This is a genomic window from Pseudomonas capeferrum, assembly GCF_000731675.1.
GTDB classification, from domain to species: domain Bacteria; phylum Pseudomonadota; class Gammaproteobacteria; order Pseudomonadales; family Pseudomonadaceae; genus Aquipseudomonas; species Aquipseudomonas capeferrum.
Window position 1 is genome coordinate 1,390,895 of sequence record NZ_JMIT01000001.1, and the last position, 21,086, is coordinate 1,411,980.

Consider the following 21,086-nt stretch of genomic DNA (forward strand, 5'->3'; position numbering starts at 1 on the left):
TTCAAGCCTGTTCCTCGCCGTCGAGCAACTGCTCCTCAAGGGCTTCGCGGTAGTCGCCAGGCGCCTCCCAGAGGCCGCGTTGCTGGGCCTCCAGCAAACGCTCGGTAAGGTCGCGCAGGGCCTCGGGGTTATGCTCGCGCATGAAGTCGCGGGTCGCCGGGTCGAGCACGTAGGCATCGGCCAGGGACTGATAATGATGGTCGTCGATCAGGTGCGTGGTAGCGTCGAAGGCGAACAGGTTGTCGACTGTCGCCGCCATCTCGAAGGCGCCTTTGTAACCATGGCGCTTCACCCCGTCGATCCACTTCGGGTTGAGCGCACGGGCCCGGATGACCCGGTTCAGCTCTTCCTTGAGGGTGCGGATACGCGGCCGGTCGACCTGGCTGTGGTCGCCGTGATAACTGGCTACCGACGCGCCAGACAAGGTTTCAGAGGCGGCCAGCATGCCACCTTGGAACTGGTAGTAATCGTTGGAATCGAGCACGTCGTGCTCGTGGTTGTCCTGGTTCTGCAACACCGCCTGGACCTGGCCCAGGCGGTGCGCGAACTGGGCGCGGGCCGGGGTGCCCTCGTCGCTTGCGCCGTAAGCGTAGCCGCCGTGGTTGAGGTAGACCTCGGCCAGGTCGTCACGGCTGTGCCACAAACGGCCATCGATGGCGTTCTGCACGCCAGCGCCATAAGCACCGGGCTTGGCCCCGAACACTCGCCAGCCAGCCTGGCGGGCCGCCTGCTCGGCGTCGACGCCCTGTGCCTGCAGCGTTTCGCGCTCGTTGCGCACCCGTGCTGCCAGCGGGTTGAGGTCATCGGGCTCATCCAGCGCCGCCACGGCCTGAACGGCGGCATCGAACAAGCGAATCAGGTTGCCGAAGGCATCGCGGAAAAACCCCGAGACGCGCAAGGTCACATCTACCCGCGGGCGATCAAGCACACCCAGCGGCAGGATTTCGAAATCGTCGACCCGCTGGCTGCCGGTGGCCCAGACCGGGCGCACACCCATCAAGGCCATGGCCTGGGCGATGTCGTCACCGCCGGTGCGCATGGTTGCTGTGCCCCATACCGACAGGCCCAGTTGCCGCAGGTGGTCGCCGTGGTCCTGCAAGTGGCGTTCGAGAATCAGGTTCGCCGACGCGAAACCCAGGCGCCAGGCCGTGGTGGTGGGCAGGTTACGCACATCCACGGTATAGAAGTTGCGACCGGTGGGCAGCACGTCCAGGCGCCCGCGGCTTGGCGCGCCACTGGGGCCCGCCGGGACGAAGCGGCCAGCCAGGGCCGCCAGCAGGCCGTCGATTTCTGCCGCACCACAGGCATCCAGGCTCGGCGCCACCGTTGCACAGAGCGCTTGCACCACTTCGTGCACCGGTTGCCATTCGCTCACTGCAGGCAGTGCCGAAGCTCCGCCCAGTGCCTGCTCGATCACCTGCAGGGCCAGCAGTTCAAGGCGCTCACGGGTATCACCGCAGGTGCGCCATGGCGCGTCGCTCACTGCCTGCAAAAACGCTGGGCACGCGCCCTGCCAAGGCTGCCCGAGGTCGCAGTCGAGTGGGTCGAAGCCGGGCACCAGGGCCTTGGCCAGTGTGCGTAACAGGCTGGCATTGCCACCCCGGCCATCGCCGCGCTCCACGCGCAGCAACGCCAGCAAGGTGTCCAGGCGCAGCCTACCTTCAGGAGACTGGCCAAACACATGCAAGCCATCGCGGATCTGCGATTCCTTGAGGTCGCACAGGTAGGTGTCCAGGCGCGGCAGCCATACGGCGGCATCGTCCAGCTGGCCTTCCAGTTGCAATTCGCGATCGATGTGGTTGGCCTTGACCAGTTCCAGGATGTCGCGCTGCAGCTCACGGGCACGCCGCGGGTCGAGCAGCTGCGCTTCATAGAATTCGTCGGCCAGTTGCTCCAGGTGACGCAGCGGGCCGTAGGTTTCGGCGCGGGTCAACGGCGGCATCAGGTGATCGATGATGACCGCTTGGGTGCGACGCTTGGCCTGCGCGCCCTCCCCCGGGTCGTTGACGATGAACGGGTAGATGTTCGGCAACGGGCCGAGCAGCGCGTCTGGCCAGCATTGCGCCGACAGGCCGACCCCCTTGCCGGGCAGCCACTCCAGATTGCCGTGCTTGCCAACGTGAATCACCGCATCGGCAGCAAAGGCATGGCGCAGCCAGAAATGAAACGCCAGGTACCCGTGTGGCGGCACCAGGTCGGGGTCGTGGTACACCGCACTTTGATCAACCTGGTAGCCGCGTGCCGGCTGGATACCGACGAAGGTCTGGCCGAAGCGCAGGCCTGCCACCATCAGCCGCCCACTGCGGTACATGGGGTCGTGTTCCGGCGCCCCCCAACGCTCCAGCACCGCTTGGCGATTGGCCTCCGGCAGGCGGGAAAACGCTGCCTGATAGTCATCCAGGCTCAGGCTCTGCGCGCAGGGGCGCTGGTCGAGATGGTCGAGGTCGTTGGTCACGCCGCCCAGCAACTGGTGGATCAATTGGGTGCCCGTGCCCGGCAGGTCGGCCAGCGGATACCCTTCGCCCTGCAGCGCCTTGAGGATGTTCAACGCAGCCGCCGGCGTGTCCAGCCCCACACCGTTGCCAATTCGGCCGTCGCGGGTCGGGTAATTGGCCAGCACCAGGGCCACGCGCTTCTGGCCATTGGGCAAGCGGGCCAGCGCTACCCAGCGCCGGGCCAGCTCAGCGACGAAGTCCATGCGCTCGGGATGGGCGCGGTAGCAGACCACGTCGGACTGGCTGCGCTCGCTGCGCCAGGCCATGTCCTTGAAGCTAACCGGGCGCGTGATGATGCGCCCGTCCAGCTCCGGCAAGGCAATGTGCATGGCCAGGTCGCGCGCGCCCAGGCCTTGCTCGCTGGTTTCCCAGGCGGGTTGGTTGTCTTGCGCGCAAATAGCCTGCAGTACCGGGATATCGCGGCGGAACGGGCGCAGGTTGGGGCGCTCGGGGCTGGACAAGGCAAACCCCGTGGTATTGATCAACACCTCGGCACCGACCTCGTCCAGCCAGGCCTCGACTTGTTCCAGGCAGGCACTTTCCTTGAGGCTGGCGACGGCGATCGGCAAAGGGTTGAGCCCGGCCGCCAGCAAGCGTTCGCAGAATACGTCGATGAATGCGGTATTGGCCGCCTGCAGGTGAGAGCGGTAGAACAGCAGCGGTGCCACCGGGTGTTCCGGGTGCCACTGCGTATACCATTCTTCAAGCGCTGCACTGCCCTTGGCCGGGTGGTACACCGAGGTGCGCGGCAAGGGCTGCGGCTCGTCCCAGCGATAATCGCGGCCCAGCCACTGGTTGGCCAGGCAGTTGAAGAGGTTGATGGCGTTGGCCTTGCCGCCCTGGCGCAGAAAGTGCCAGAGGCGCTCGGCCTGCTCGCCGGTCACCGTGCCCAGGCCCGTCAGCTCCGGGTCCGGGCGGTCGTCGCCCGGCACCAGGATCAGCTGCACACCTTGGGCCGACAGCGCGACCAGTTGCTCGACGCCATAGCGCCAGTAGCCAACGCCACCGTGCAGCGACACCAGAATGACCTTGGCATGGCGCAGTACCTGGTCGACATACAGGTCGACCGAGGCATGGTTCTGCACCTGCATCGGGTTGGCCAGGCGCAAACTGGGGAAGTCGTCAGGCAATTGCTCGGCCGTGTCGGCGAGCAATGCCAGGTGTGAATCACCGCTGCAGAGGATCACCAGGTCGGCGGGGCTCTGGCCGAGGTCGGCGATGCTGTCATCCGGCACGAAGCCGCCGGGCTGGGTCCGCAGCAGGTGCATGGGTCAGGCGCCCAGTGCTTGGCGCAGACGCGCTTCGAGTTGCGCAGCGTCAAGCGCTTGGCCGATCAGTACCAGGCGCGTGATACGCGGCTCGTCGGCGCGCCAGGCGCGGTCGAAGTGCTTGTCGAAGCGGGTACCCACCCCCTGCACCAGCAGGCGCATTGGCTTGCCTGGGATGGCGGCGAAGCCTTTGGCGCGGAGGATGCCGAACTCGACCACCAGTTGGGTCAGGGCATCGAGCAACAGGCTTTCGTCAGCCTCGGGCAGGTCGATGGAGATCGAATCGAAGGCGTCGTGGTCATGATCGTCGTGGTCGTCGCCATCGTGGTGCGAATCATGGTGGGTACGGCGGCCGTCGATGTGCGCCTCGGACTCGGCGCCCACCCCCAGCAGCACTTCCAGCGGCAGGCGACCGCTGCTGGCCTCGACCACCTTGACGGCGGGCGGCAGCTCTTCGGCCACTTCGGCGCGGACCTTGGCCAAGCCTTCGGCGTCGATCAGGTCGGCCTTGTTCAGCACCACCAGGTCGGCGCTGGCCAACTGGTCGGCGAACAGTTCGTGCAGCGGCGACTCGTGGTCCAGGTTAGGGTCGAGTTTGCGCTGTGCATCCACCTGGTCCGGGTAGGCGGCAAAGGTACCGGCAGCCACGGCCGGGCTGTCGACCACGGTGATCACCGCGTCGACGGTGCAGGCGTTGCGAATTTCCGGCCACTGGAAGGCCTGTACCAACGGCTTGGGCAAGGCCAGCCCACTGGTTTCGATGAGGATGTGGTCGAGGTCACCACGGCGCGCGACCAGTTCGCGCATTACCGGGAAGAATTCTTCCTGTACGGTGCAGCACAGGCAGCCATTGGCCAGTTCGTAAACGCGGCCGCTGGCTTCTTCTTCGGTGCAGCCGATGCTGCACTGCTTGAGGATGTCGCCATCGATGCCCAGTTCGCCGAATTCGTTGACGATCACCGCGATACGGCGGCCCTGGGCGTTATCGAGCATGTGCCGCAGCAAGGTGGTCTTGCCCGAGCCGAGGAAGCCGGTAACGATGGTGACAGGGAGTTTGGCCAGTGTTTTCATGTCGCGGTGCCCTTGGCAGATGGCGCGGGCATGCAGGACGACAGCCACGGGCCAGGTCGGCCGGGCTTGTTCGCCACCGGATCACCCCGCCCGGTTGAAAGTCGAAAGCGCTTCGAGGCAGGTCTCCTGGCTCGCACCATGCCCGCCGCTCGGTAAAGAGCAAGGCTGGCCGGATGACGCCTTCCCGCGCGGTTTACGCAGTGGCTGTGTCGATCCTTTGTCGGTGCTTACAGTTGCGGGGGCAGCCGCGGCATGTACCGCGTTCCCGTCTTAGCTTCGGCCTGGCCGAAGAACCTCGAACTGGCAAGGCTACGCAGTGGCCGGCAGGTGGTCAACCATTGCCGTCGGCCCGGCAGCCAGAGACGCGCAGGCGACCGCCTAACTGCGCTACAGTGGCACCTTTGCCAACGGTCAAGGACGCCTTATGCCGCTCGCCCCCGCCATCCCGGTACTGCGTATTTTTTCGGTCGACAAGGCCAAAGAGTTCTACCTCGATTTTCTCGGTTTCAGCCTCGACTGGGAGCACCGCTTCAGCCCGGACCTGCCCCTGTACGCGCAAATTCATCGCGACGGGCTGATCCTGCACCTGACCGAGCACCATGGAGACGCTACCCCTGGTTCAACCGTATTTGCCCGCATCGACGACCTGCGCGCCCTCGAAGGCGAACTGCAGGCCAAACGCTACGGCTACGCCCGACCTGAGGCCGAACGCCTGGACTGGGGCCTGCAGATGCAGGTGTACGACCCGTTCGGCAACCGCCTGCGTTTTTGCCAGCAAATAGATGATGAGGCCGCCCAATGAAGGCTATGGGTAAGCGCGAGGTGGCACGTGTGGAGCGTGAACTGGTAGTTTGCCTGACGGAGGCCTGCGATACGGCCAAGGCAGAAATCGTCGGGTTCACCTGGCTCACCCACCGCCTCGACCCCGACAACTTTCCCGCAAGCTTGCGCATCACCTGGGTTTTCCAGCGCGAGGCAGACAAAGCTGCAGCGCTGACCGGGGTGGCCAAGGCGCGCATGCTGGCGCTGACCTGTCAGGCGCTCGATGAAGTAGGGATACGCTTGGATCATCCAGCCTGGCATGTGCGTTTTGACAGTGAAGAGGCCTGTAGCCGCAGCCATGGAGGGGATTGGAACAGGCGGCTGCGGGGGGGCTGAGGGTGTTGGCAGAGATATGCATTATGGCCCCATATGGATGACGAGAGATTTTCAGCGCCTGTGAGATCGAGCGCCGCGCGTGCGGCGCTCGATCTCACAGGCGCCAGAACCCTCAGGGCATGCCCCTACCCCCCTCCCGCAAAACCCAAGACACGCCCCAGCAAGCCCCCAATCGCAAGCTGTTTCGTGACTGGCCGTTCCCGATCCGCGACGGATGTATTATCGTGGCGTGGTGCGCATATAACAGCAGCCCGAGCAATCGGGCATCTGCAAGACAATCGAGGGTGTCATGAGTAACGAGAGCATTAATTGGGACAAGCTGGGCTTCGACTACATCAAGACCGACAAGCGCTACCTGTCCGTATGGCGCAATGGCGAGTGGGACAAGGGCACCCTGACCGAAGACAACGTACTGCACATCAGTGAAGGCTCCACTGCCCTGCACTACGGCCAGCAGTGCTTCGAAGGCCTCAAGGCCTACCGCTGCAAGGACGGCTCGATCAACCTGTTCCGCCCAGACCAGAACGCCGCGCGCATGCAGCGCAGCTGCGCCCGCCTGCTGATGCCGCACGTGCCAACCGATGTGTTCATCGAGGCCTGCAAGCAAGTGGTCAAGGCCAACGAGCGCTTCGTGCCGCCACATGGCAAAGGCGCCCTCTACCTGCGCCCGTTCGTCATCGGCACCGGTGACAACATCGGCGTGCGTACCGCACCCGAGTTCATCTTCTCGGTCTTCGCCATCCCGGTGGGTTCGTACTTCAAGGGCGGCATGAAGCCGCACAACTTCCAGATTTCCAGCTTCGACCGCGCCGCCCCGCAAGGCACCGGCGCAGCCAAAGTCGGTGGCAACTATGCCGCCAGCCTGCAGCCGGGCGCTGAAGCCAAGAAGGCCAACTTCGCCGATGCCATCTACCTCGATCCGCTGACTCACACCAAGATCGAGGAAGTCGGTTCGGCCAACTTCTTCGGCATCACCGCCAACAACGAGTTCATCACGCCGAAATCGGCCTCCGTGCTGCCAGGCATCACCCGCCTGTCGCTGATGGAACTGGCGTCCTCGCGCCTGGGCCTGAAAGTGATCGAAGGCGATGTCGAGATCAACAACCTCGACCGCTTCATCGAAGCCGGCGCTTGCGGTACCGCCGCGGTGATCACCCCGATCGGTGGCATCGAGTACAACGGCAAGCTGCACGTGTTCCACGACCTGGAAAAAGTCGGCCCGGTCACCCAGAAGCTCTACAACGAGCTGACCGGCATCCAGAGCGGTGACTTCGAAGCACCGGCAGGCTGGATCGTCAAGGTCGCCTGAGGCGCTGCGATAGCCTGAAAACGGGGCATGCCAGGCAATGGCATGCCCTTTTTTTTTGGCCGCTTGGTCGACCGTGCTTTGCCAGATGAATTTTTCTTAAATCGCCGTTTGTCTATTCTTTGGCACAATCAAGCCTCTATTCGCCGCCCAGGAACCAGCATGCCACGCGTACTGACCATCGAAGACGACGCCGTCACCGGCCAGGAAATCGTCGCCGAACTCTCCAGCCACGGCCTGGACGTGGATTGGGCCGACAATGGCCGGGAAGGCCTGGCCAAGGCGATTGCCGGTGGCTACGACCTGATTACCCTGGACCGCATGCTGCCCGAAGTCGATGGCCTGACCATCGTCACCACCCTGCGCAGCCTGAAGATCGCCACGCCGATCCTGATGATCAGCGCCCTGTCTGACGTCGACGAACGGGTGCGCGGCCTGCGTGCCGGGGGTGATGACTACCTGACCAAGCCCTTTGCCTCGGACGAGATGGCCGCCCGGGTCGAGGTACTACTGCGTCGCAACAGCGTGCCCATGACCCAGACCCGCCTGCAGGTCGCCGACTTGCAACTGGACCTGATCAGCCACGAAGCGCGGCGCGGCGAGCACACGCTCAACCTGCTGCCCACCGAATATAAGCTGCTGGAATACCTGATGCGCCACAGTGGCCAGGTCATCACCCGGATGATGATTTTCGAGGAGGTCTGGGGTTATCACTTCGACCCCGGCACCAACCTGATCGATGTCCACATTGGCCGCCTGCGCAAGAAGATCGACTCTCCCGGCCAATCGCCGCTGATCCGTACCGTACGGGGCTCGGGCTATGCCATTGCTGAACCCGTCTAAGGGCTGGAGCTCCTCGACCAGCCGCCTGCTGGCGCTGTACAGCTTTCTGTTCGTGGCCTGGAGCAGCATCCTCATGGGGGTGCTGTACTTCGAGGTGTCCAGCTACCTGAACAAACTCACCCGCCATTCCATGCTGCAGCGCCAGCACCTGTTCGCACACATGAGCGGCAAGCAACTGGACGACGCGCTGATTGCCAGCCAGGCCTTCGAAGAGCGCAGCTTCGACGCCTACGGCCTGTTCGATGCCCAGCTCAACCCGCTTGGCGGGCGTATTCGCACCCTGCCCTCCGAGCTTGGCCTGGACGGCAAGGTTCATGAGCTCAAACGCTGCCTGGACGCCGACGACCCGCACATGCCACGCGACAGCTGCGATGCCGTGGCGATCAAGGTGCAGGATGGCCGCTGGCTGGTGCTGGTGCGGGACAACGGCTCGTTGTTCGTGGTCACCCGGATCATCCTGCATGCCCTGCTTTGGGGCATCTCCCTGACCCTGATCCCAGGCTTTGCCGGCTGGTACCTGCTGCGGCGCAGACCGCTCAAGCGCATCCGCGCCATTCAGGCCCAGGCCGAACTGATCGTGGCGGGCGACCTCACCCACCGCCTGCCGCTGTCGGCCCGGCGCGACGAGCTGGACATGCTGGCCGCCATCGTCAATGCCATGCTCGACCGCATCGAGCGGTTGATGCATGAGGTCAAGGGCGTGTGCGACAACATCGCCCATGACCTGCGCACGCCACTGACCCGCCTGCGCGCCCAGCTGTACCGCATTCGCCAGCAGAGCGACAGCGATTCGGCGCAGGCCGAGGCACTCGACCAGGCGATAGGTGAAACCGACACACTGATGGCACGCTTTCGCGGCTTGCTGCGTATCAGCGAACTGGAAGACCGTCAGCGCCGTGCCGGCTTCGTTCAGCTCGACCCACATGGGCTGCTGGTGGAACTCCACGACTTCTACCTGCCATTGGCCGAAGATGGCGCTATTCGGCTTGAATTGGACCAGCCCGAACAGTTACCGGCGCTGCACGGTGACCGCGAATTGTTGTTCGAGGCGCTGGCCAACCTGGTGGGCAACGGCATCAAGTTCACGCCAGCGGGCGGCTGCGTGCGGGTTTCGGCGACGCAGGATGAACGGGGCCTGCATATCGCCATCGAGGACACTGGGCCGGGCATTCCTGAAGAAGAGCGCACCGCTGTGCTGAAGCGCTTCTATCGCAGCGAGGAAGGCCACCGTCACCCGGGCTTCGGGCTGGGTTTGTCGATCGTGGCGGCGATCGTAGACCTGCATGGGTTCGGATTGGAAATCGGCTCCAGCGAACTGGGCGGGGCCAAGCTGGTGCTGCATTGCCCATTGGCGGGATCGGCGAAGTAGCGGCTGGGAGCAACACCGAGCAAACGCTTGAACACCGTCGCGAAAGCGCTTGGAGTGCTGTACCCAAGCGCTGTCGCAACACGCGTAACGGGCTCACCATTGCCCAGCCGAACCACGGCTGCCAGCAAGCATGCCTGCTGGCGCCATTCGTTAAAACTGATCCCGGTGTGCAGGCGAAACTGGCGGGTGAAGGTGCGCCGGCTCATGCTGGCGCGCTCCGCCATCCCGTCGATGCCTGTTTGCAACGAGGGCTCCGCCAGAAACGCCCTGCACGCCCGTGCAAGGCGTGGCTCCTCGGGCATAGGGGCATTGAGTGACACACCCGGCATGCCGGCGATCTCATGAAGCAGCAGCCCCATCAAACACGCATCACGCCCCTGCGCGGGATACTGGGCAGGCACTTCAATAGCCTTCTCAAGCAGCTCGCGCACCAGGGGCGAAACTGCAAAAACCTGACAGTGCTCAGGAAGGCCGACCCGCTGGGCTGACTGCGGGCAAATATAGGCGTTGAGCATGGTGACGGGGCCGCGCATGTGCATGGCGTGCGCAAGCTCGGCAGGCACCCAGATGGCCCGCAATGGCGGTACTGCCCAGGTGCCCGAAGCGGTCGCTACCGTGATCACGCCGCAGGCGGCGTAGGCAAACTGGCCGCGCCTGTGGCTGTGCATCGGGAACAGCTCGCCATCGGCAAAGGCCCTCCTCGTCACCACCACATCGCAAGCGGTGTCTTCGTACAGCGTGTCATCTGCATGCGTCATGGCCTGATTTTAATGGTATTTGACCTTGAATTGAAAGCGGGCCAAACCAGGCCCCGGCATATTGGCAAATGCGTCAAGGCCCCCTGCCGCGACTTTCACAAGGCTGTCAAACCATGCGTAGAAAACACCTGATCCTCGCAGTGCTAGTTACTGCGCTATGGGGCATCAACTTTCCGATTACCAAACTGGGCTTGGCCCACGTCGACCCGCTCCTGCTCTCAGGCATCCGCTTTGCGCTGTGCGCCTTACCGTGGGTGTTTTTCGTGAAGCGCCCGAATGTCGCGATCGGCTGGCTGGGTGCTTATGGCTTGATCTTTGGCGTCGCTATGTGGGCTTTGATCAACCTGGGGATTGCCATGGGTGTGCCGCCAGGCAGCGCCTCGTTGCTGATCCAGTTCAGTGCATTCTTTACGCTGGCCTGGGGCTGTTTGCTGTTTCGCGAACCCTTGGCCTGGCCCCAACTTATCAGCATCGTGCTGGCGGCAATCGGTTTGCTTGGCATCCTCGCCGCGAGCCCCGGCAAGACAACAACCATCGGTTTGACCCTGGTGATGATCAGCGCCCTGGCCTGGAGCATCGGCAACGTCATCATCAAGCTGTCAAAGGTGCGGGAGATATTCGCCTTCGTCGTGTGGGCCAGCCTCTTCGCGCCGGTACCCTTGCTGTTGCTGACCTGGTGGCTGCACGGCACAAGCCCGTTTGTGGCGCTGGTTACACAAGCGAATACCGTCGTCGCCTGTTCACTGGCATTCCAGGTGTATGCCGCGACGCACTTCTGCTATTGGGGGTGGAACTGCCTGCTGCGCGAGTACCCGGTGTCGACGGTGGCGCCGTTGTCGTTGCTGATTCCGGTGTTCGGCATCGTCAGCTCGGCCGTGATCGTGCATCAGGTTCCGAGCGGATGGGACTGGCTATCGATCGCGTTGATCTTGTTGGCGCTGGCGGTCGGCATGAAGAAAGGGCGTGCGGTGTTGGGAAGAAAAGCGGTTTCTGCTGTTTCGTAGTGTGCCGCAAGGCTTGAAGCCTGGGCCAGGTGTCGTGAAAGGGCTGCCTGGCAGCCCCTTCACAGCGCCGATCAGTCAGCCAGGCGCCAGGTGGTTGCGCCTTTGCTGTCTTCCAGCACCACCCCCATGGCGGTCAACTGGTCGCGGATACGGTCCGACTCGGCCCAGTTCTTGTCAGCCCGTGCCTGCAGCCGCGCCTGGATCAAGCTTTCAACCTCAGCAGCATCCACCTTGCCTTCAGCGCCGGCCCGCAGGAAATCATCAGCCTCCAGCTGCAGCACACCCAGCACATCACCCAGCTCACGCAGGCGACCCGCCAGGCCAGCAGCAGCCTCAAGATCGCTGTCACGCAGGCGGTTGATCTCGCGCACCAGGTCGAACAGCACAGCGCAGGCTTCCGGGGTGCCGAAGTCGTCGTTCATCGCCATGCTGAAGCGCTCGACAAACGCTTCGCCACCTTTGGCCGCCACGCGCGGCAGGCCGCGCAGTGCGTGGTAGAAGCGCTCCAGAGCGCCCTTGGCATCGCGCAGGCTGTCCTCGGAGTAGTTGATGGCACTGCGGTAGTGGCTGGCCACCAGCAGGTAACGCACCACCTCCGGGTGGTACTTCTCAAGCACGTCGCGGATGGTGAAGAAGTTGTTCAACGACTTGGACATCTTCTCGCCATTGATACGGATCATGCCGCAGTGCATCCAGGCATTGGCGTACTGCTTGCCGGTCGCGGCCTCGCTCTGGGCAATCTCGTTCTCGTGGTGCGGGAACTCCAGGTCGCTGCCACCGCCGTGGATGTCGAAGCTTTCGCCCAGGCAGCAGGTGGACATCACCGAGCACTCGATGTGCCAGCCCGGACGGCCCGGGCCCCACGGCGATTCCCAGCTTGGCTCGCCCGGCTTGACGCCCTTCCACAGCACGAAGTCCAGCGGGTCCTGCTTGGCCTCGTCGACTTCGATGCGCGCACCGATGCGCAGGTCTTCGATCTTCTTGCGCGACAGCTTGCCGTAACCGACGAATTTGCCTACCCGGTAGTACACGTCGCCGTTACCTGGCGCGTAGGCGTAACCTTTGTCGATCAGCGTCTGGATCATTGCGTGCATGCCAGCGATGTGGTCGGTGGCACGCGGCTCCTGATCCGGCGGCAAAATGTTGAGGCGGCGCTCGTCTTCGTGCATCGCGTCGATCATGCGGGCGGTCAGCGCATCGAACGTCTCGCCGTTCTCGTTGGCCCGGTTGATGATCTTGTCGTCGATGTCGGTGATGTTACGCACATAGGTCAGCTCATAGCCGCTCTTGCGCAGCCAGCGGGTGACCAGGTCGAAGGCCACCATGCTGCGACCATGGCCAAGGTGGCAGTAGTCGTACACGGTCATGCCGCAGACGTACATGCGCACCTTGTTGCCATCGAGCGGCTTGAAGGCTTCCTTGGTTTTGCTCAGCGTGTTGTAGATGTTAAGCACGACGGTTCCTTAGCTGCCCCAGGAGTCACGCAGGGTGACGGTGCGGTTGAACACCGGGCGGCCCGGCTGGCTGTCCTTGAGGTCGGCGCAGAAGTAGCCTTCACGCTCGAACTGGAAGCGGTCTTCAGGCTGCGCCTGACCCAGCGACGGTTCGGCACGGCAGCCAGTCAGCACTTGCAGCGAATCCGGGTTGATGTTGTCGAGGAAGCTGCCGCCGTCCTCGGTCTTTTCCGGGTTAGGCGAGCGGAACAGGCGGTCGTACAGGCGCACTTCGCATTCGACGCTGCCTGCGGCCGGCACCCAGTGGATTACGCCCTTGACCTTGCGGCCCTCGGGGTTCTTGCCCAAGGTGTCCGGGTCGTACGAGCAGCGCAGCTCGACGATGTTGCCGTCGGCATCCTTGATCGCCTCATCGGCGCGGATCACGTAGCTGCCGCGCAGGCGCACTTCACCGGCTGGCTCCAGGCGCTTGTAACCCTTCGGCGGCTCTTCCATGAAGTCGTCGCGGTCGATGTACAGTTCGCGTGCGAACGGCAGTACCCGCACACCCATGTCTTCCTTCGGATGGCGCGGCAGTTCGAGTTGCTCGACCTGGCCTTCTGGGTAGTTGGTGATGACCACTTTCAGCGGTCGCAGCACGCACATGGCGCGTGGCGCGGTGCGGTCGAGGTCGTCGCGGATGCTGAATTCGAGCATCGACATGTCGACCACACCGTCGGAACGGTTGGTGCCGATCATTTCGCAGAAGTTGCGAATCGACGCCGGCGTGTAGCCGCGGCGACGGAAGCCGGACAAGGTCGACATGCGCGGGTCGTCCCAGGCATCGACGTGTTTCTCGTCGACCAACTGCTTGAGCTTGCGCTTGGAAGTGATGGTGTAGTTCAGGTTCAGGCGGCTGAACTCGTACTGACGCGGGTGCGCCGGGACCGGCAGGTTGTCCAGGAACCAGTCGTACAGCGGACGATGCCCTTCGAATTCCAGGGTGCAGATCGAGTGGGTGATACCCTCGATGGCGTCCGACTGGCCGTGGGTAAAGTCGTAGTTGGGGTAGATGCACCACTTGTCACCGGTCTGGTGGTGGTGGGCATGACGGATGCGGTAGAGGATCGGGTCGCGCAGGTTCATGTTCGGCGACGCCATGTCGATCTTGGCCCGCAGCACGCGCTCGCCGTCCTTGAACTCGCCGGCCTTCATGCGGGCGAACAGGTCGAGGTTGTCTTCGACGCTGCGCTCGCGGAACGGGCTGTTCTTGCCTGGCTCCTTGAGGTTGCCGCGGTACTCCTTGGCCTGATCAGGGGTCAGGTCGCAGACATAAGCCTTGCCACGCTTGATCAGCTCGACGGCCCAGTCGTGCAACTGGTCGAAGTAATTGGAGGCGTAGCGCACATCGCCGGCCCAGTCGAAGCCCAGCCACTTGACGTCGCTTTGGATGGCGTCGATGTACTCCTGGTCTTCCTTGGCCGGGTTGGTGTCATCGAAACGCAGGTGGCAGACACCACCGAATTCCTTGGCCAGGCCAAAGTTGACGCAGATCGACTTGGCGTGACCGATGTGCAGGTAGCCGTTGGGCTCCGGCGGGAAACGGGTGACGATGCTGCTGTGCTTGCCCGAGTCCAGGTCGGCCTGGATGATCGGCCGCAGGAAGTTCGCAGGGACAGCGGGGGCGCCTTTGGCAGCGGCGTTGGGCGCGTTGTCGGCAGTGGGCTTGCTCATAGGATCCTTGAATGCACGTGTCCGGCCTGGGTAGGCCGATTGAATCAAAGGGCCTATCATAGCCGAAGCAGTCAAGCTGCTGACAGCCGGCCGCTGACAAAGTGGCGCGATTTATCGCAGCAAATTGTCGCGATCCGGCAAAATGGGCCCCGCGTACGTGTGCCGCGGCAGCCCGATCCAGCGTCAGGTGACTGAGCGTGAACCTGCGCAACCTATTTCCGAATGCCCTGTGAGAGCGAATTTCAGCATGTCCAAAGTCAAACTGAGCACCAACCACGGCGACATCGTCCTGGAACTGGACGCCGATAAGGCCCCTCTGACCGTTGCCAACTTCCTGGCCTACGTTGAAGCCGGCCACTACTCGAACACCGTGTTCCACCGCGTGATCAAGGGCTTCATGATCCAGGGCGGCGGCTTCGAGCCAGGCATGAACGAGAAGAAAGACAAGCGTGCCAGCATCCAGAACGAAGCCGACAACGGCCTTAAGAACGACAAGTACACCATCGCCATGGCCCGTACCATGGAGCCGCACTCCGCCTCGGCGCAATTCTTCATCAACGCCTCCAACAACGACTTCCTCAACCACAGCGCCAAGAACACACAGGGCTGGGGTTACGCCGTGTTCGGCAAAGTGACCGAAGGCCAAGACGTCGTCGACAAGATCGAAGCCGTTTCCACCGGTTCCAAATCCGGCCACCAGGACGTGCCTAAAGAAGACGTGATCATCGAGAAAGCCGAGATCGTCTGAGTGATACTGCTGATCTCTGATCTGCACCTGCAAGAAGAACGCCCGGATATCACCCGGGCGTTTCTTGATCTGCTCGACGGCCGTGCGCGCCACGCCAAGGCCCTGTACATCCTTGGCGATTTCTTCGAAGCCTGGATCGGCGACGATGCCATGACGCCCTTCCAACAATCGATTTGCCAAGCCATGCGCCAGTTGAGCGACAGCGGTACGGCGATCTACCTGATGCACGGCAACCGTGATTTCCTGATTGGTCAGGATTTCTGCGATGCCGCCGGCTGCACCTTGCTGGCCGACCCGAGCGTGATCGAACTGGGCGGTGAGCAGGTATTGCTGATGCACGGCGACACACTGTGCACCCGGGACCTGGCCTACATGAAGCTGCGTCGTTACTTGCGCAACCCGTTGAGCCTGTGGATTTTGCGGCACCTGCCGCTGTCTTCGAGGCACAAGCTGGCGCGCAAGCTGCGCAGCGAAAGCCGCTCGCAGACCCGCATGAAGGCCACCGAGATCGTCGACGTCACGCCAGAGGAAGTGCCTAAGGTGATGGCGGCGCACGGTGTCAGGACGTTAGTGCATGGCCATACCCACCGGCCGGCGATTCACAAGCTGGTGGTGGACGGCCAGCCCGCACGGCGCATCGTGCTGGGGGACTGGGACCGCCGAGGTTGGACCCTGCAGGTTGACGAGCAGGGTTTTCAGCTGGCGCCGTTCGAGTTTTCTGCAAACGGATGACAACCGGCTTGTAGGAGCGCCCGGCGAGGCCGCTCCTACGACAACCGCCTCGGACAGAGGCTCAATGCTGGGCCACTGCCCCTTTATCCCCCTCACTGATCACATATTCACGATACTCGGGGTCCGCCTTGATCTGCGCCTCGGTAAACGGAATCACTGCCAGCTGCTTGGCCGAGAACGCCTTGGTCTGGTCATGGGCATGCGCCGAACCCGCCTCGCTCGACTGGGAGAACGCCAGCAGCCCCAGAGCCTGTGGGCCCTGATCGGTGAAGCTGACCAGTTGCAGGTAGCTGGTACCACTGACCACCAGGCGCTTGCCCGGCCCATGCGGCACGCTGTGGATCGCGTTATAGACCCCAAGCCCCTGCGGGCCACCCGGTACAGGCGTACCGTCAAGAGCCTGCTGCACCTGCCCCCACTGGCTGTCGCGCCCTACTCCGCTTTTACCCACCTGTTGCAAGGACGCCAAGGCCGCCTCGCGCAACAGCTTGCGCACCGCCGCCTGTTCGACCGCCAGGCCGCGCGGCGTGTGCTGCGGGTCCGCCGGGTCGAAGGCCACCCGCCAGCTTTCAGGGTGGGCCGCCAGGGCATTGAACATGTTCTCGAAATGCACCAGGCCAATGCCGCTGTCCAGGTCTGCCTTGCCGTTCCAGGCCAACAGGCTGTCACACACTGGCTGAAGGTCCGCTTCGGCTCCTTTGCACCACGCCAGCAGGTCCGGCAGCAGCAAGCTTGCGAGGTAGACTTCATCGTCCGTGACCATGCGCTGCAGGTCGTCGACGCCAAGCTTGGCGCTACCTTGCAGGCGGTTCAGGGCAAAACGCCCGCGCATGCCCAGCGGCTGGTCGTTGCGGCTGACCAGCGGTGAAAAACCGGTCAAGGGCTGCGCGGGGTTGGCCATCCAGGCGGGGTCGTTGGAGTTCTGCACAAAGTCCTTGCGCTCAAGGCTGGGCAGCAATCGCGCCGGGAAGATCCCGGGCTGCGCGGCCTGCGCATCGACCTTCCACGCACAGCCACTGCGCGAGCCATCCAGCACCACCAGGCGCCCTGAGGCCTTCGGGTTGCTGCAGGTGCTCAGCAGTTGCTGGTCGACATAGGGCACCACCGACTGGTTCAGGTACAGCGCTTGGCCACCTTCATCCACGGCAAGCGTGTTGACCCAAGGGATGCCCTGCAACTGCTCCACCGAGCCCTTCAGCGCGTCCAGGCTGTCGGCCCGGTTGATGCGGTACCACTGCTGCAGCACCCGCGTATTGTCCAGGTTGGCGTCGCGCAGGCTGTAAGCGGCTTGCGCGTCCCAGTCCAGGCGCCCTGGCCACTGCACCACGGGCCCGAACTTCGAGCTGTAGACTTGGCGTTCGACCTGCCTCAAGGTGCCATCCTCGGCCTTGACCGTGACGCTGACAGCTTGGCGCATCAACGGCAGCGACTTGCCGTCGAGCAGGTAGCGGCTCGGGTCCTTCGGATCGAGCTGAAGACGGTAGAGCGTGAAATGGTTCGACGTGTCGACCGTGTGCGTCCAGGCCAGGTGGCGGTTGAAGCCGATGTTCACCACCGGCAAGCCTGGCAATGCAGCCCCCATCACGTCCAGCTGGCCCGGTATGGTCAGTTGCATCTGATAAAAGCGCATACCGCCCATCCACGGGAAATGCGGGTTGGCCAGCAACAGGCCACGGCCGTTGGCCGAGCGCTGCGACCCGACAGCCACCGCGTTGCTGCCTCGTTCCGAAGCGAAACGCGCCTGCCGAGCCAGCGCCCTGGCAAAACCGGCCGCCGCGCGTTGGCTGGTCAGCGAAGGGGGCTGCGCCCCTGCCAACGCCTCGACGAACTGGCCGACACCTCCTTCAGCCAACAGCCGGCGGGTCAACTTGACCAGGTCCTGGCTGGTGATCGACCGCACCCACTCCCCAGTCCCGCACTCTGGCGGCAACCCTTGGCTGCGGCGCTCGGCCAGGGCGCGGTTGAAGCCACCTGCATAGCCGTCCAGCAGGTCACGCACCGGCGCTGGCTGAGCGTTTAGAAACGCACCCACGGCAGTCGGCGTGTTGAGCCAGGTGAAAAACAGGTCACTGGCCAGGTTGTCGCGTTGTTCGAAGGTCTTGGCCTTGGCACCAAAATAGCGCGAGCGCTCGCCGCTCACCGTCAGCACCTCGTTGGCCAGCAGGCACAGGTTGTCCTGGGCATACGCATAACCAATGCCATAGCCCAGGCCGCGCTCATCCTTGGCCACGATGTGCGGCACCCCGAAGCTGGTACGGCGGATCTGCGCGCTGGCATCGGCGCTGGCGGGCTGCGCTTGCAAGGCAATGCTGAAGGCGACCAGGGCAGCGGCCAAGCTGGCACGGGTCATGGGACGCGAAATTGAGAACACGGGCACACCTCGGAGTCAGGGGTCATCCCGATCAGACGAATGGCTGAATGAAAATTTTACGTATTACAACGATGTAGAACGTCTTGAACAGCAACAGGCAATTTTTTTGCGAGCGGGCTGCAGATTTTCCGTTCTCATTCGTCCTAGTAAGTGAGGCAACCACATTTCGGGTTAGTCCACGAAAAGGAGCATTCACATGTACAACCCGCAACCCTCAATGCAGGCCGGGCACATCCCGGGGAAGGCGCCCAAAGGACAGGACGCTTTCGCCGAGGAACGTGTTGGTAACGAACAGATTCGCGAGCTGCTGCGCACCTTTGGCCTGCGCACCAGTCTCATTCGGCTCAAAGTGATTGATGCCCTGCATGCGGCAGACCGCAATGGCCGCAGCATCGGCGTGCGTGGTGTGCACGCACAACTGGAACAACTGGATATCCCGCTGTCGTTCCTCAGTGTGCGCGAAGTACTCAAGCGGCTGTGCGCCGAAGGCGTCATCAACCTGGGCAGCGACAAATGCTACAGCCTCAACCCCCAGGCCCGCGCCGTGCTGGATCAAACCGCCCCCCGCTGAGCGTATGGCCGGCCACAGCTGGCCGGCCCGCACAGCTCAGCGCTTGACTTTGCGCCGCAGAATGCCGTTTATCACGACCACGACCACGGCAATGGCGATCGCCAGCATCTGGAAGGTCTGCTCACTGATCGTGCCTTGCTTTTGCAGGTGGGACAGGCCCAGCATTAGGCCCAGTACCACCAGGATGATCAGAAGTGAATATTTGAGGCGCTGCACGTGTGTCATTCAAAGTTCCTTGCAACATCAGGGGCAAATGGCTCGCAACGAGCCGCGGCAATGATACAACGCTCACCCGCACCAGCGCTGCATTTCCTGCTTAGCGTGGTGCCGTTCGCCTGAAAGCATGGGTCCTCATCGCCCGTGCCGGAGGCACCATGTACAGATCCATGCTGTTCGCATCCCTTGCCCTGACTTACCTCCCTGTCTACGCGCTGGACACTCGCCAGGCGCCCGCCGAGCAGTTGTTCAAGCTAGGCAGCGAACTGGCCGCCAACGCCGGCTCTAGCCAATGGCAGCAACTCTGGCAGCGCGCTCGCGAAGCCGGCTACCTGCAAGCCCGCACCGGTCAGGTTCATTTCACCGTGCCTGCATCGCTGCTGCCAGAGCTGGCCCGCCAGACCTTGGCGCAGGCCGATCAGGTTTACCCCGTGCAGCAGACCCGAGCACTTTATCGCCGTGACTTTCCCGATCGCACTGTAGGAAAGCGCGGCGAGCATGCGTTCAGTGCTCTGTGCCTGCTGGTCGACTGGCGCGCCCTGCCACAGGGCATGAGCACAACCCCCAAGGCCTACTTGAAAAGTGCCAGCCTGTTGAGCAGCTATCCGTGCGACTGAGGGTCCCCGCCCCCAACTTGCAAGCTATGAAGTGCGACCACGGAAAATCAACAGCTGCGGCGAGTAGTTGAAGCAGCGTCCTACAACAAGCGAAATCGCTGCCTGCAAACCCTGCTCACCGAGGCTACAAACCCCAGCCTAAATGCCGCCTAGCGACGCGCCCTGGCTCTACCTGAGAATCCAGTCACACCTTCGACATTACGCCGCGGGTGATCGCTTACCGCATCGCAACCCTGAACGAAGGAGCGTCGCATGGAGTTACCAGACCTCACCTGCATAGACATCAGCCATTTGCCGCATTCATTGCAAGCGCTGATCGACTGCATCGGTATCGAAAACGCTTTCCAGCTGACCTGCGCCTATGGCGGCAGACCCAAATACATCCCCAAGCACCGCGAGCGGACCAAGCTTGCCGATGTACTCCCGGCCGAGGCGCTCGATGCGCTGATCAAACGCTTCGCCGGCGTAGCCCTGGAAATCCCCAAGGCCGATCACTTCATGCGCCAGCTGCGCAACCTGCAGATCCAGAAAGAAAGCGCCGATGGTTTGTCACGCAGCTTGCTGGCCGACAAATACGGCTTGAGCCTGCGCCAGATCGGCAATATCCGCCGCCAGGAACCTTGCGTTCGCTAGCCAATGAGCAACGAGGTCGTTACTGACGACCCTTCATGCAACCCCACTAAAAAGAGAATCCAGCTATGTCGATAGACTCTAGCCTCATCGGATCCGTCATCAATGCCTTGCCGATGGACCGTATGATTGCAGGCCCCCTGCAAGCTATGGTCCAAGCACAGGTCACCGCCAGCAAGTCCTATGCAGACTTCCTGATGCAAGTCTGCGTTCAGGAAGGCAAGGCCGTCGCGATCCAGTTCGACTATGACGAAACCATCGTCGATGAACAGGGCGAGTACCAAGGCGTCGTCAGCAAAACGATGAAAGTGCCGCTGGTGGCAGCGATCACCCACCCGAACATCTCCATCGAAGAAGGCAAAGTCGAGTTCGAACTGACCATCAATCAGATGTCGGAAGATGTAACCGACAAAAACATGGCCGCAGAAGCCACCGGGTCCCTTGGCTGGGGGCCATTCAGCCTCAACGTCAAGGGCAGCATCAGCCACAAGTCCACGCAAACCCGCAAGACCGATACCCGCGCCCGCTACGCGTTCAACACTACCTTGAAGCGGCAGGACCCGCCCGAAGCAATGATGAGGGTCATCGACTTCCTGACCGAAGCCGCAACCAAACCCACCATCGTCAAGAGCGCGACGCTTGATAGCCCAGACGCTATCTCGCAGGCCGACAGGTTGAAAGGCCCCACGGCAGGCACCAATCCGCAGGCCCCTGGCAAACAACCAGCTGACAGTGACACCCCGCCAACAAATTGAAGCTGGC

18 protein-coding genes, 1 pseudogene and 1 riboswitch are annotated in these 21,086 nt (G+C 62.9%); of the genes and pseudogenes, 12 read left to right on the plus strand and 7 right to left on the minus strand.

What is annotated here, in order from left to right; genetic code table 11:
• Position 1: 1 nt before the first annotated feature.
• Positions 2–3,763: a cobaltochelatase subunit CobN gene (cobN, locus tag PC358_RS06295; protein ID WP_033698259.1), complete on the minus strand. Its 3,762-nt coding sequence runs from the start codon at positions 3,761–3,763 to the stop codon at positions 2–4.
• Positions 3,764–3,766: 3 nt separating this feature from the next.
• Positions 3,767–4,834, minus strand: coding sequence for a cobalamin biosynthesis protein CobW (gene cobW / locus PC358_RS06300; protein ID WP_033698261.1), 1,068 nt, complete (start codon positions 4,832–4,834; stop codon positions 3,767–3,769).
• Positions 4,835–4,933: 99 nt separating this feature from the next.
• A riboswitch (cobalamin riboswitch) is annotated at positions 4,934–5,147 on the minus strand.
• Between the two features lie 111 nt (positions 5,148–5,258).
• On the opposite strand from cobW, the gene PC358_RS06305 reads away from it, so the two are divergent.
• The 5 genes from PC358_RS06305 (at position 5,259) to PC358_RS06325 (ending at position 9,510) form a co-directional block, all read left to right on the plus strand.
• Positions 5,259–5,636, plus strand: coding sequence for a glyoxalase superfamily protein (locus tag PC358_RS06305; RefSeq protein ID WP_033698262.1), 378 nt, complete (start codon positions 5,259–5,261; stop codon positions 5,634–5,636).
• Positions 5,633–5,992, plus strand: coding sequence for a hypothetical protein (locus PC358_RS06310; RefSeq protein ID WP_033698264.1), 360 nt, complete (start codon positions 5,633–5,635; stop codon positions 5,990–5,992). The genes PC358_RS06305 and PC358_RS06310 overlap by 4 nt, the downstream gene beginning before the upstream one ends.
• Before the next feature lie 289 nt (positions 5,993–6,281).
• Entirely contained in the window at positions 6,282–7,301 is a 1,020-nt protein-coding gene (locus PC358_RS06315) for a branched-chain amino acid aminotransferase (protein ID WP_033698265.1), read from the plus strand.
• Positions 7,302–7,460: 159 nt separating this feature from the next.
• Positions 7,461–8,141 carry a response regulator transcription factor gene (locus PC358_RS06320; RefSeq protein ID WP_033698266.1) on the plus strand — a complete coding sequence of 227 codons (681 nt, stop codon included), beginning with the start codon at positions 7,461–7,463 and terminating at the stop codon, positions 8,139–8,141.
• A complete protein-coding gene (locus PC358_RS06325; RefSeq protein ID WP_033698268.1) occupies positions 8,119–9,510 on the plus strand; it encodes a sensor histidine kinase in 1,392 nt (463 codons plus the stop codon). Before PC358_RS06320 ends, PC358_RS06325 begins: the two co-directional genes overlap by 23 nt.
• On the opposite strand, the pseudogene PC358_RS26970 reads toward PC358_RS06325, so the two are convergent.
• Positions 9,498–10,268: pseudogene (locus PC358_RS26970) on the minus strand (AraC family transcriptional regulator); the annotation flags it as partial. The gene PC358_RS06325 and the pseudogene PC358_RS26970 overlap by 13 nt on opposite strands.
• Before the next feature lie 113 nt (positions 10,269–10,381).
• Between PC358_RS26970 and PC358_RS06330 the strand changes: the two are divergent.
• Positions 10,382–11,272, plus strand: a complete 891-nt coding sequence (locus PC358_RS06330; RefSeq protein WP_033698270.1) for an EamA family transporter — start codon at positions 10,382–10,384, stop codon at positions 11,270–11,272.
• Positions 11,273–11,343: 71 nt separating this feature from the next.
• Here the strand turns inward: PC358_RS06330 and cysS are convergent, their stop codons facing one another.
• Positions 11,344–12,726, minus strand: coding sequence for a cysteine--tRNA ligase (gene cysS, locus PC358_RS06335; RefSeq protein WP_033698271.1), 1,383 nt, complete (start codon positions 12,724–12,726; stop codon positions 11,344–11,346).
• Positions 12,727–12,735: 9 nt separating this feature from the next.
• Positions 12,736–14,439: a glutamine--tRNA ligase/YqeY domain fusion protein gene (locus PC358_RS06340; RefSeq protein WP_033698273.1), complete on the minus strand. Its 1,704-nt coding sequence runs from the start codon at positions 14,437–14,439 to the stop codon at positions 12,736–12,738.
• Between the two features lie 247 nt (positions 14,440–14,686).
• On the opposite strand from PC358_RS06340, the gene PC358_RS06345 reads away from it, so the two are divergent.
• Both PC358_RS06345 and PC358_RS06350 read left to right on the plus strand, forming a co-directional pair.
• Positions 14,687–15,187, plus strand: a complete 501-nt coding sequence (locus PC358_RS06345; protein ID WP_033698274.1) for a peptidylprolyl isomerase — start codon at positions 14,687–14,689, stop codon at positions 15,185–15,187.
• Positions 15,188–15,919 carry a UDP-2,3-diacylglucosamine diphosphatase gene (locus tag PC358_RS06350; RefSeq protein ID WP_033698276.1) on the plus strand — a complete coding sequence of 244 codons (732 nt, stop codon included), beginning with the start codon at positions 15,188–15,190 and terminating at the stop codon, positions 15,917–15,919.
• 61 nt (positions 15,920–15,980) lie between these two features.
• Here PC358_RS06350 and pvdQ read toward each other — a convergent pair whose 3' ends face one another.
• Entirely contained in the window at positions 15,981–18,290 is a 2,310-nt protein-coding gene (gene pvdQ / locus PC358_RS06355; protein WP_033698277.1) for a bifunctional acylase PvdQ, read from the minus strand.
• A 196-nt stretch (positions 18,291–18,486) separates the two neighbouring features.
• On the opposite strand from pvdQ, the gene PC358_RS06360 reads away from it, so the two are divergent.
• The gene (locus PC358_RS06360) at positions 18,487–18,861 is read left to right on the plus strand and encodes a fe2+ zn2+ uptake regulation protein (RefSeq protein ID WP_033698279.1); all 375 of its coding nucleotides are present in this window, start codon (positions 18,487–18,489) and stop codon (positions 18,859–18,861) included.
• A gap of 36 nt (positions 18,862–18,897) precedes the next feature.
• On the opposite strand, the gene PC358_RS06365 is transcribed toward PC358_RS06360, so the two are convergent.
• Positions 18,898–19,086: a hypothetical protein gene (locus tag PC358_RS06365; protein WP_033698281.1), complete on the minus strand. Its 189-nt coding sequence runs from the start codon at positions 19,084–19,086 to the stop codon at positions 18,898–18,900.
• A gap of 149 nt (positions 19,087–19,235) precedes the next feature.
• On the opposite strand from PC358_RS06365, the gene PC358_RS06370 reads away from it, so the two are divergent.
• The 3 genes from PC358_RS06370 (at position 19,236) to PC358_RS06380 (ending at position 21,079) form a co-directional block, all read left to right on the plus strand.
• Positions 19,236–19,694 (plus strand): hypothetical protein, encoded by a 459-nt coding sequence (locus PC358_RS06370; protein ID WP_033698283.1) that lies wholly within the window; start codon positions 19,236–19,238, stop codon positions 19,692–19,694.
• 252 nt (positions 19,695–19,946) lie between these two features.
• On the plus strand, positions 19,947–20,327 hold the full coding sequence (locus tag PC358_RS06375) for a Mor transcription activator family protein (protein ID WP_033698285.1): 381 nt from the start codon (positions 19,947–19,949) through the stop codon (positions 20,325–20,327).
• A 65-nt stretch (positions 20,328–20,392) separates the two neighbouring features.
• Positions 20,393–21,079 (plus strand): DUF2589 domain-containing protein, encoded by a 687-nt coding sequence (locus PC358_RS06380; protein ID WP_033698286.1) that lies wholly within the window; start codon positions 20,393–20,395, stop codon positions 21,077–21,079.
• The last annotated feature ends 7 nt before the right edge of the window (positions 21,080–21,086 follow it).

Excerpts from the sequence above, each read along its gene's own strand:
- cobN (WP_033698259.1), bottom strand. The coding sequence starts at position 3,763 with ATGCACCTGCTGCGGACCCAGCCCGGCGGCTTCGTGCCGGATGACAGC.
- cobW (WP_033698261.1), bottom strand. The coding sequence starts at position 4,834 with ATGAAAACACTGGCCAAACTCCCTGTCACCATCGTTACCGGCTTCCTC.
- PC358_RS06305 (WP_033698262.1), top strand. The coding sequence starts at position 5,259 with ATGCCGCTCGCCCCCGCCATCCCGGTACTGCGTATTTTTTCGGTCGAC.
- PC358_RS06310 (WP_033698264.1), top strand. The coding sequence starts at position 5,633 with ATGAAGGCTATGGGTAAGCGCGAGGTGGCACGTGTGGAGCGTGAACTG.
- PC358_RS06315 (WP_033698265.1), top strand. The coding sequence starts at position 6,282 with ATGAGTAACGAGAGCATTAATTGGGACAAGCTGGGCTTCGACTACATC.
- PC358_RS06320 (WP_033698266.1), top strand. The coding sequence starts at position 7,461 with ATGCCACGCGTACTGACCATCGAAGACGACGCCGTCACCGGCCAGGAA.
- PC358_RS06325 (WP_033698268.1), top strand. The coding sequence starts at position 8,119 with ATGCCATTGCTGAACCCGTCTAAGGGCTGGAGCTCCTCGACCAGCCGC.
- PC358_RS06330 (WP_033698270.1), top strand. The coding sequence starts at position 10,382 with ATGCGTAGAAAACACCTGATCCTCGCAGTGCTAGTTACTGCGCTATGG.
- PC358_RS06340 (WP_033698273.1), bottom strand. The coding sequence starts at position 14,439 with ATGAGCAAGCCCACTGCCGACAACGCGCCCAACGCCGCTGCCAAAGGC.
- PC358_RS06345 (WP_033698274.1), top strand. The coding sequence starts at position 14,687 with ATGTCCAAAGTCAAACTGAGCACCAACCACGGCGACATCGTCCTGGAA.
- PC358_RS06360 (WP_033698279.1), top strand. The coding sequence starts at position 18,487 with ATGTACAACCCGCAACCCTCAATGCAGGCCGGGCACATCCCGGGGAAG.
- PC358_RS06365 (WP_033698281.1), bottom strand. The coding sequence starts at position 19,086 with ATGACACACGTGCAGCGCCTCAAATATTCACTTCTGATCATCCTGGTG.
- PC358_RS06370 (WP_033698283.1), top strand. The coding sequence starts at position 19,236 with ATGTACAGATCCATGCTGTTCGCATCCCTTGCCCTGACTTACCTCCCT.
- PC358_RS06375 (WP_033698285.1), top strand. The coding sequence starts at position 19,947 with ATGGAGTTACCAGACCTCACCTGCATAGACATCAGCCATTTGCCGCAT.
- PC358_RS06380 (WP_033698286.1), top strand. The coding sequence starts at position 20,393 with ATGTCGATAGACTCTAGCCTCATCGGATCCGTCATCAATGCCTTGCCG.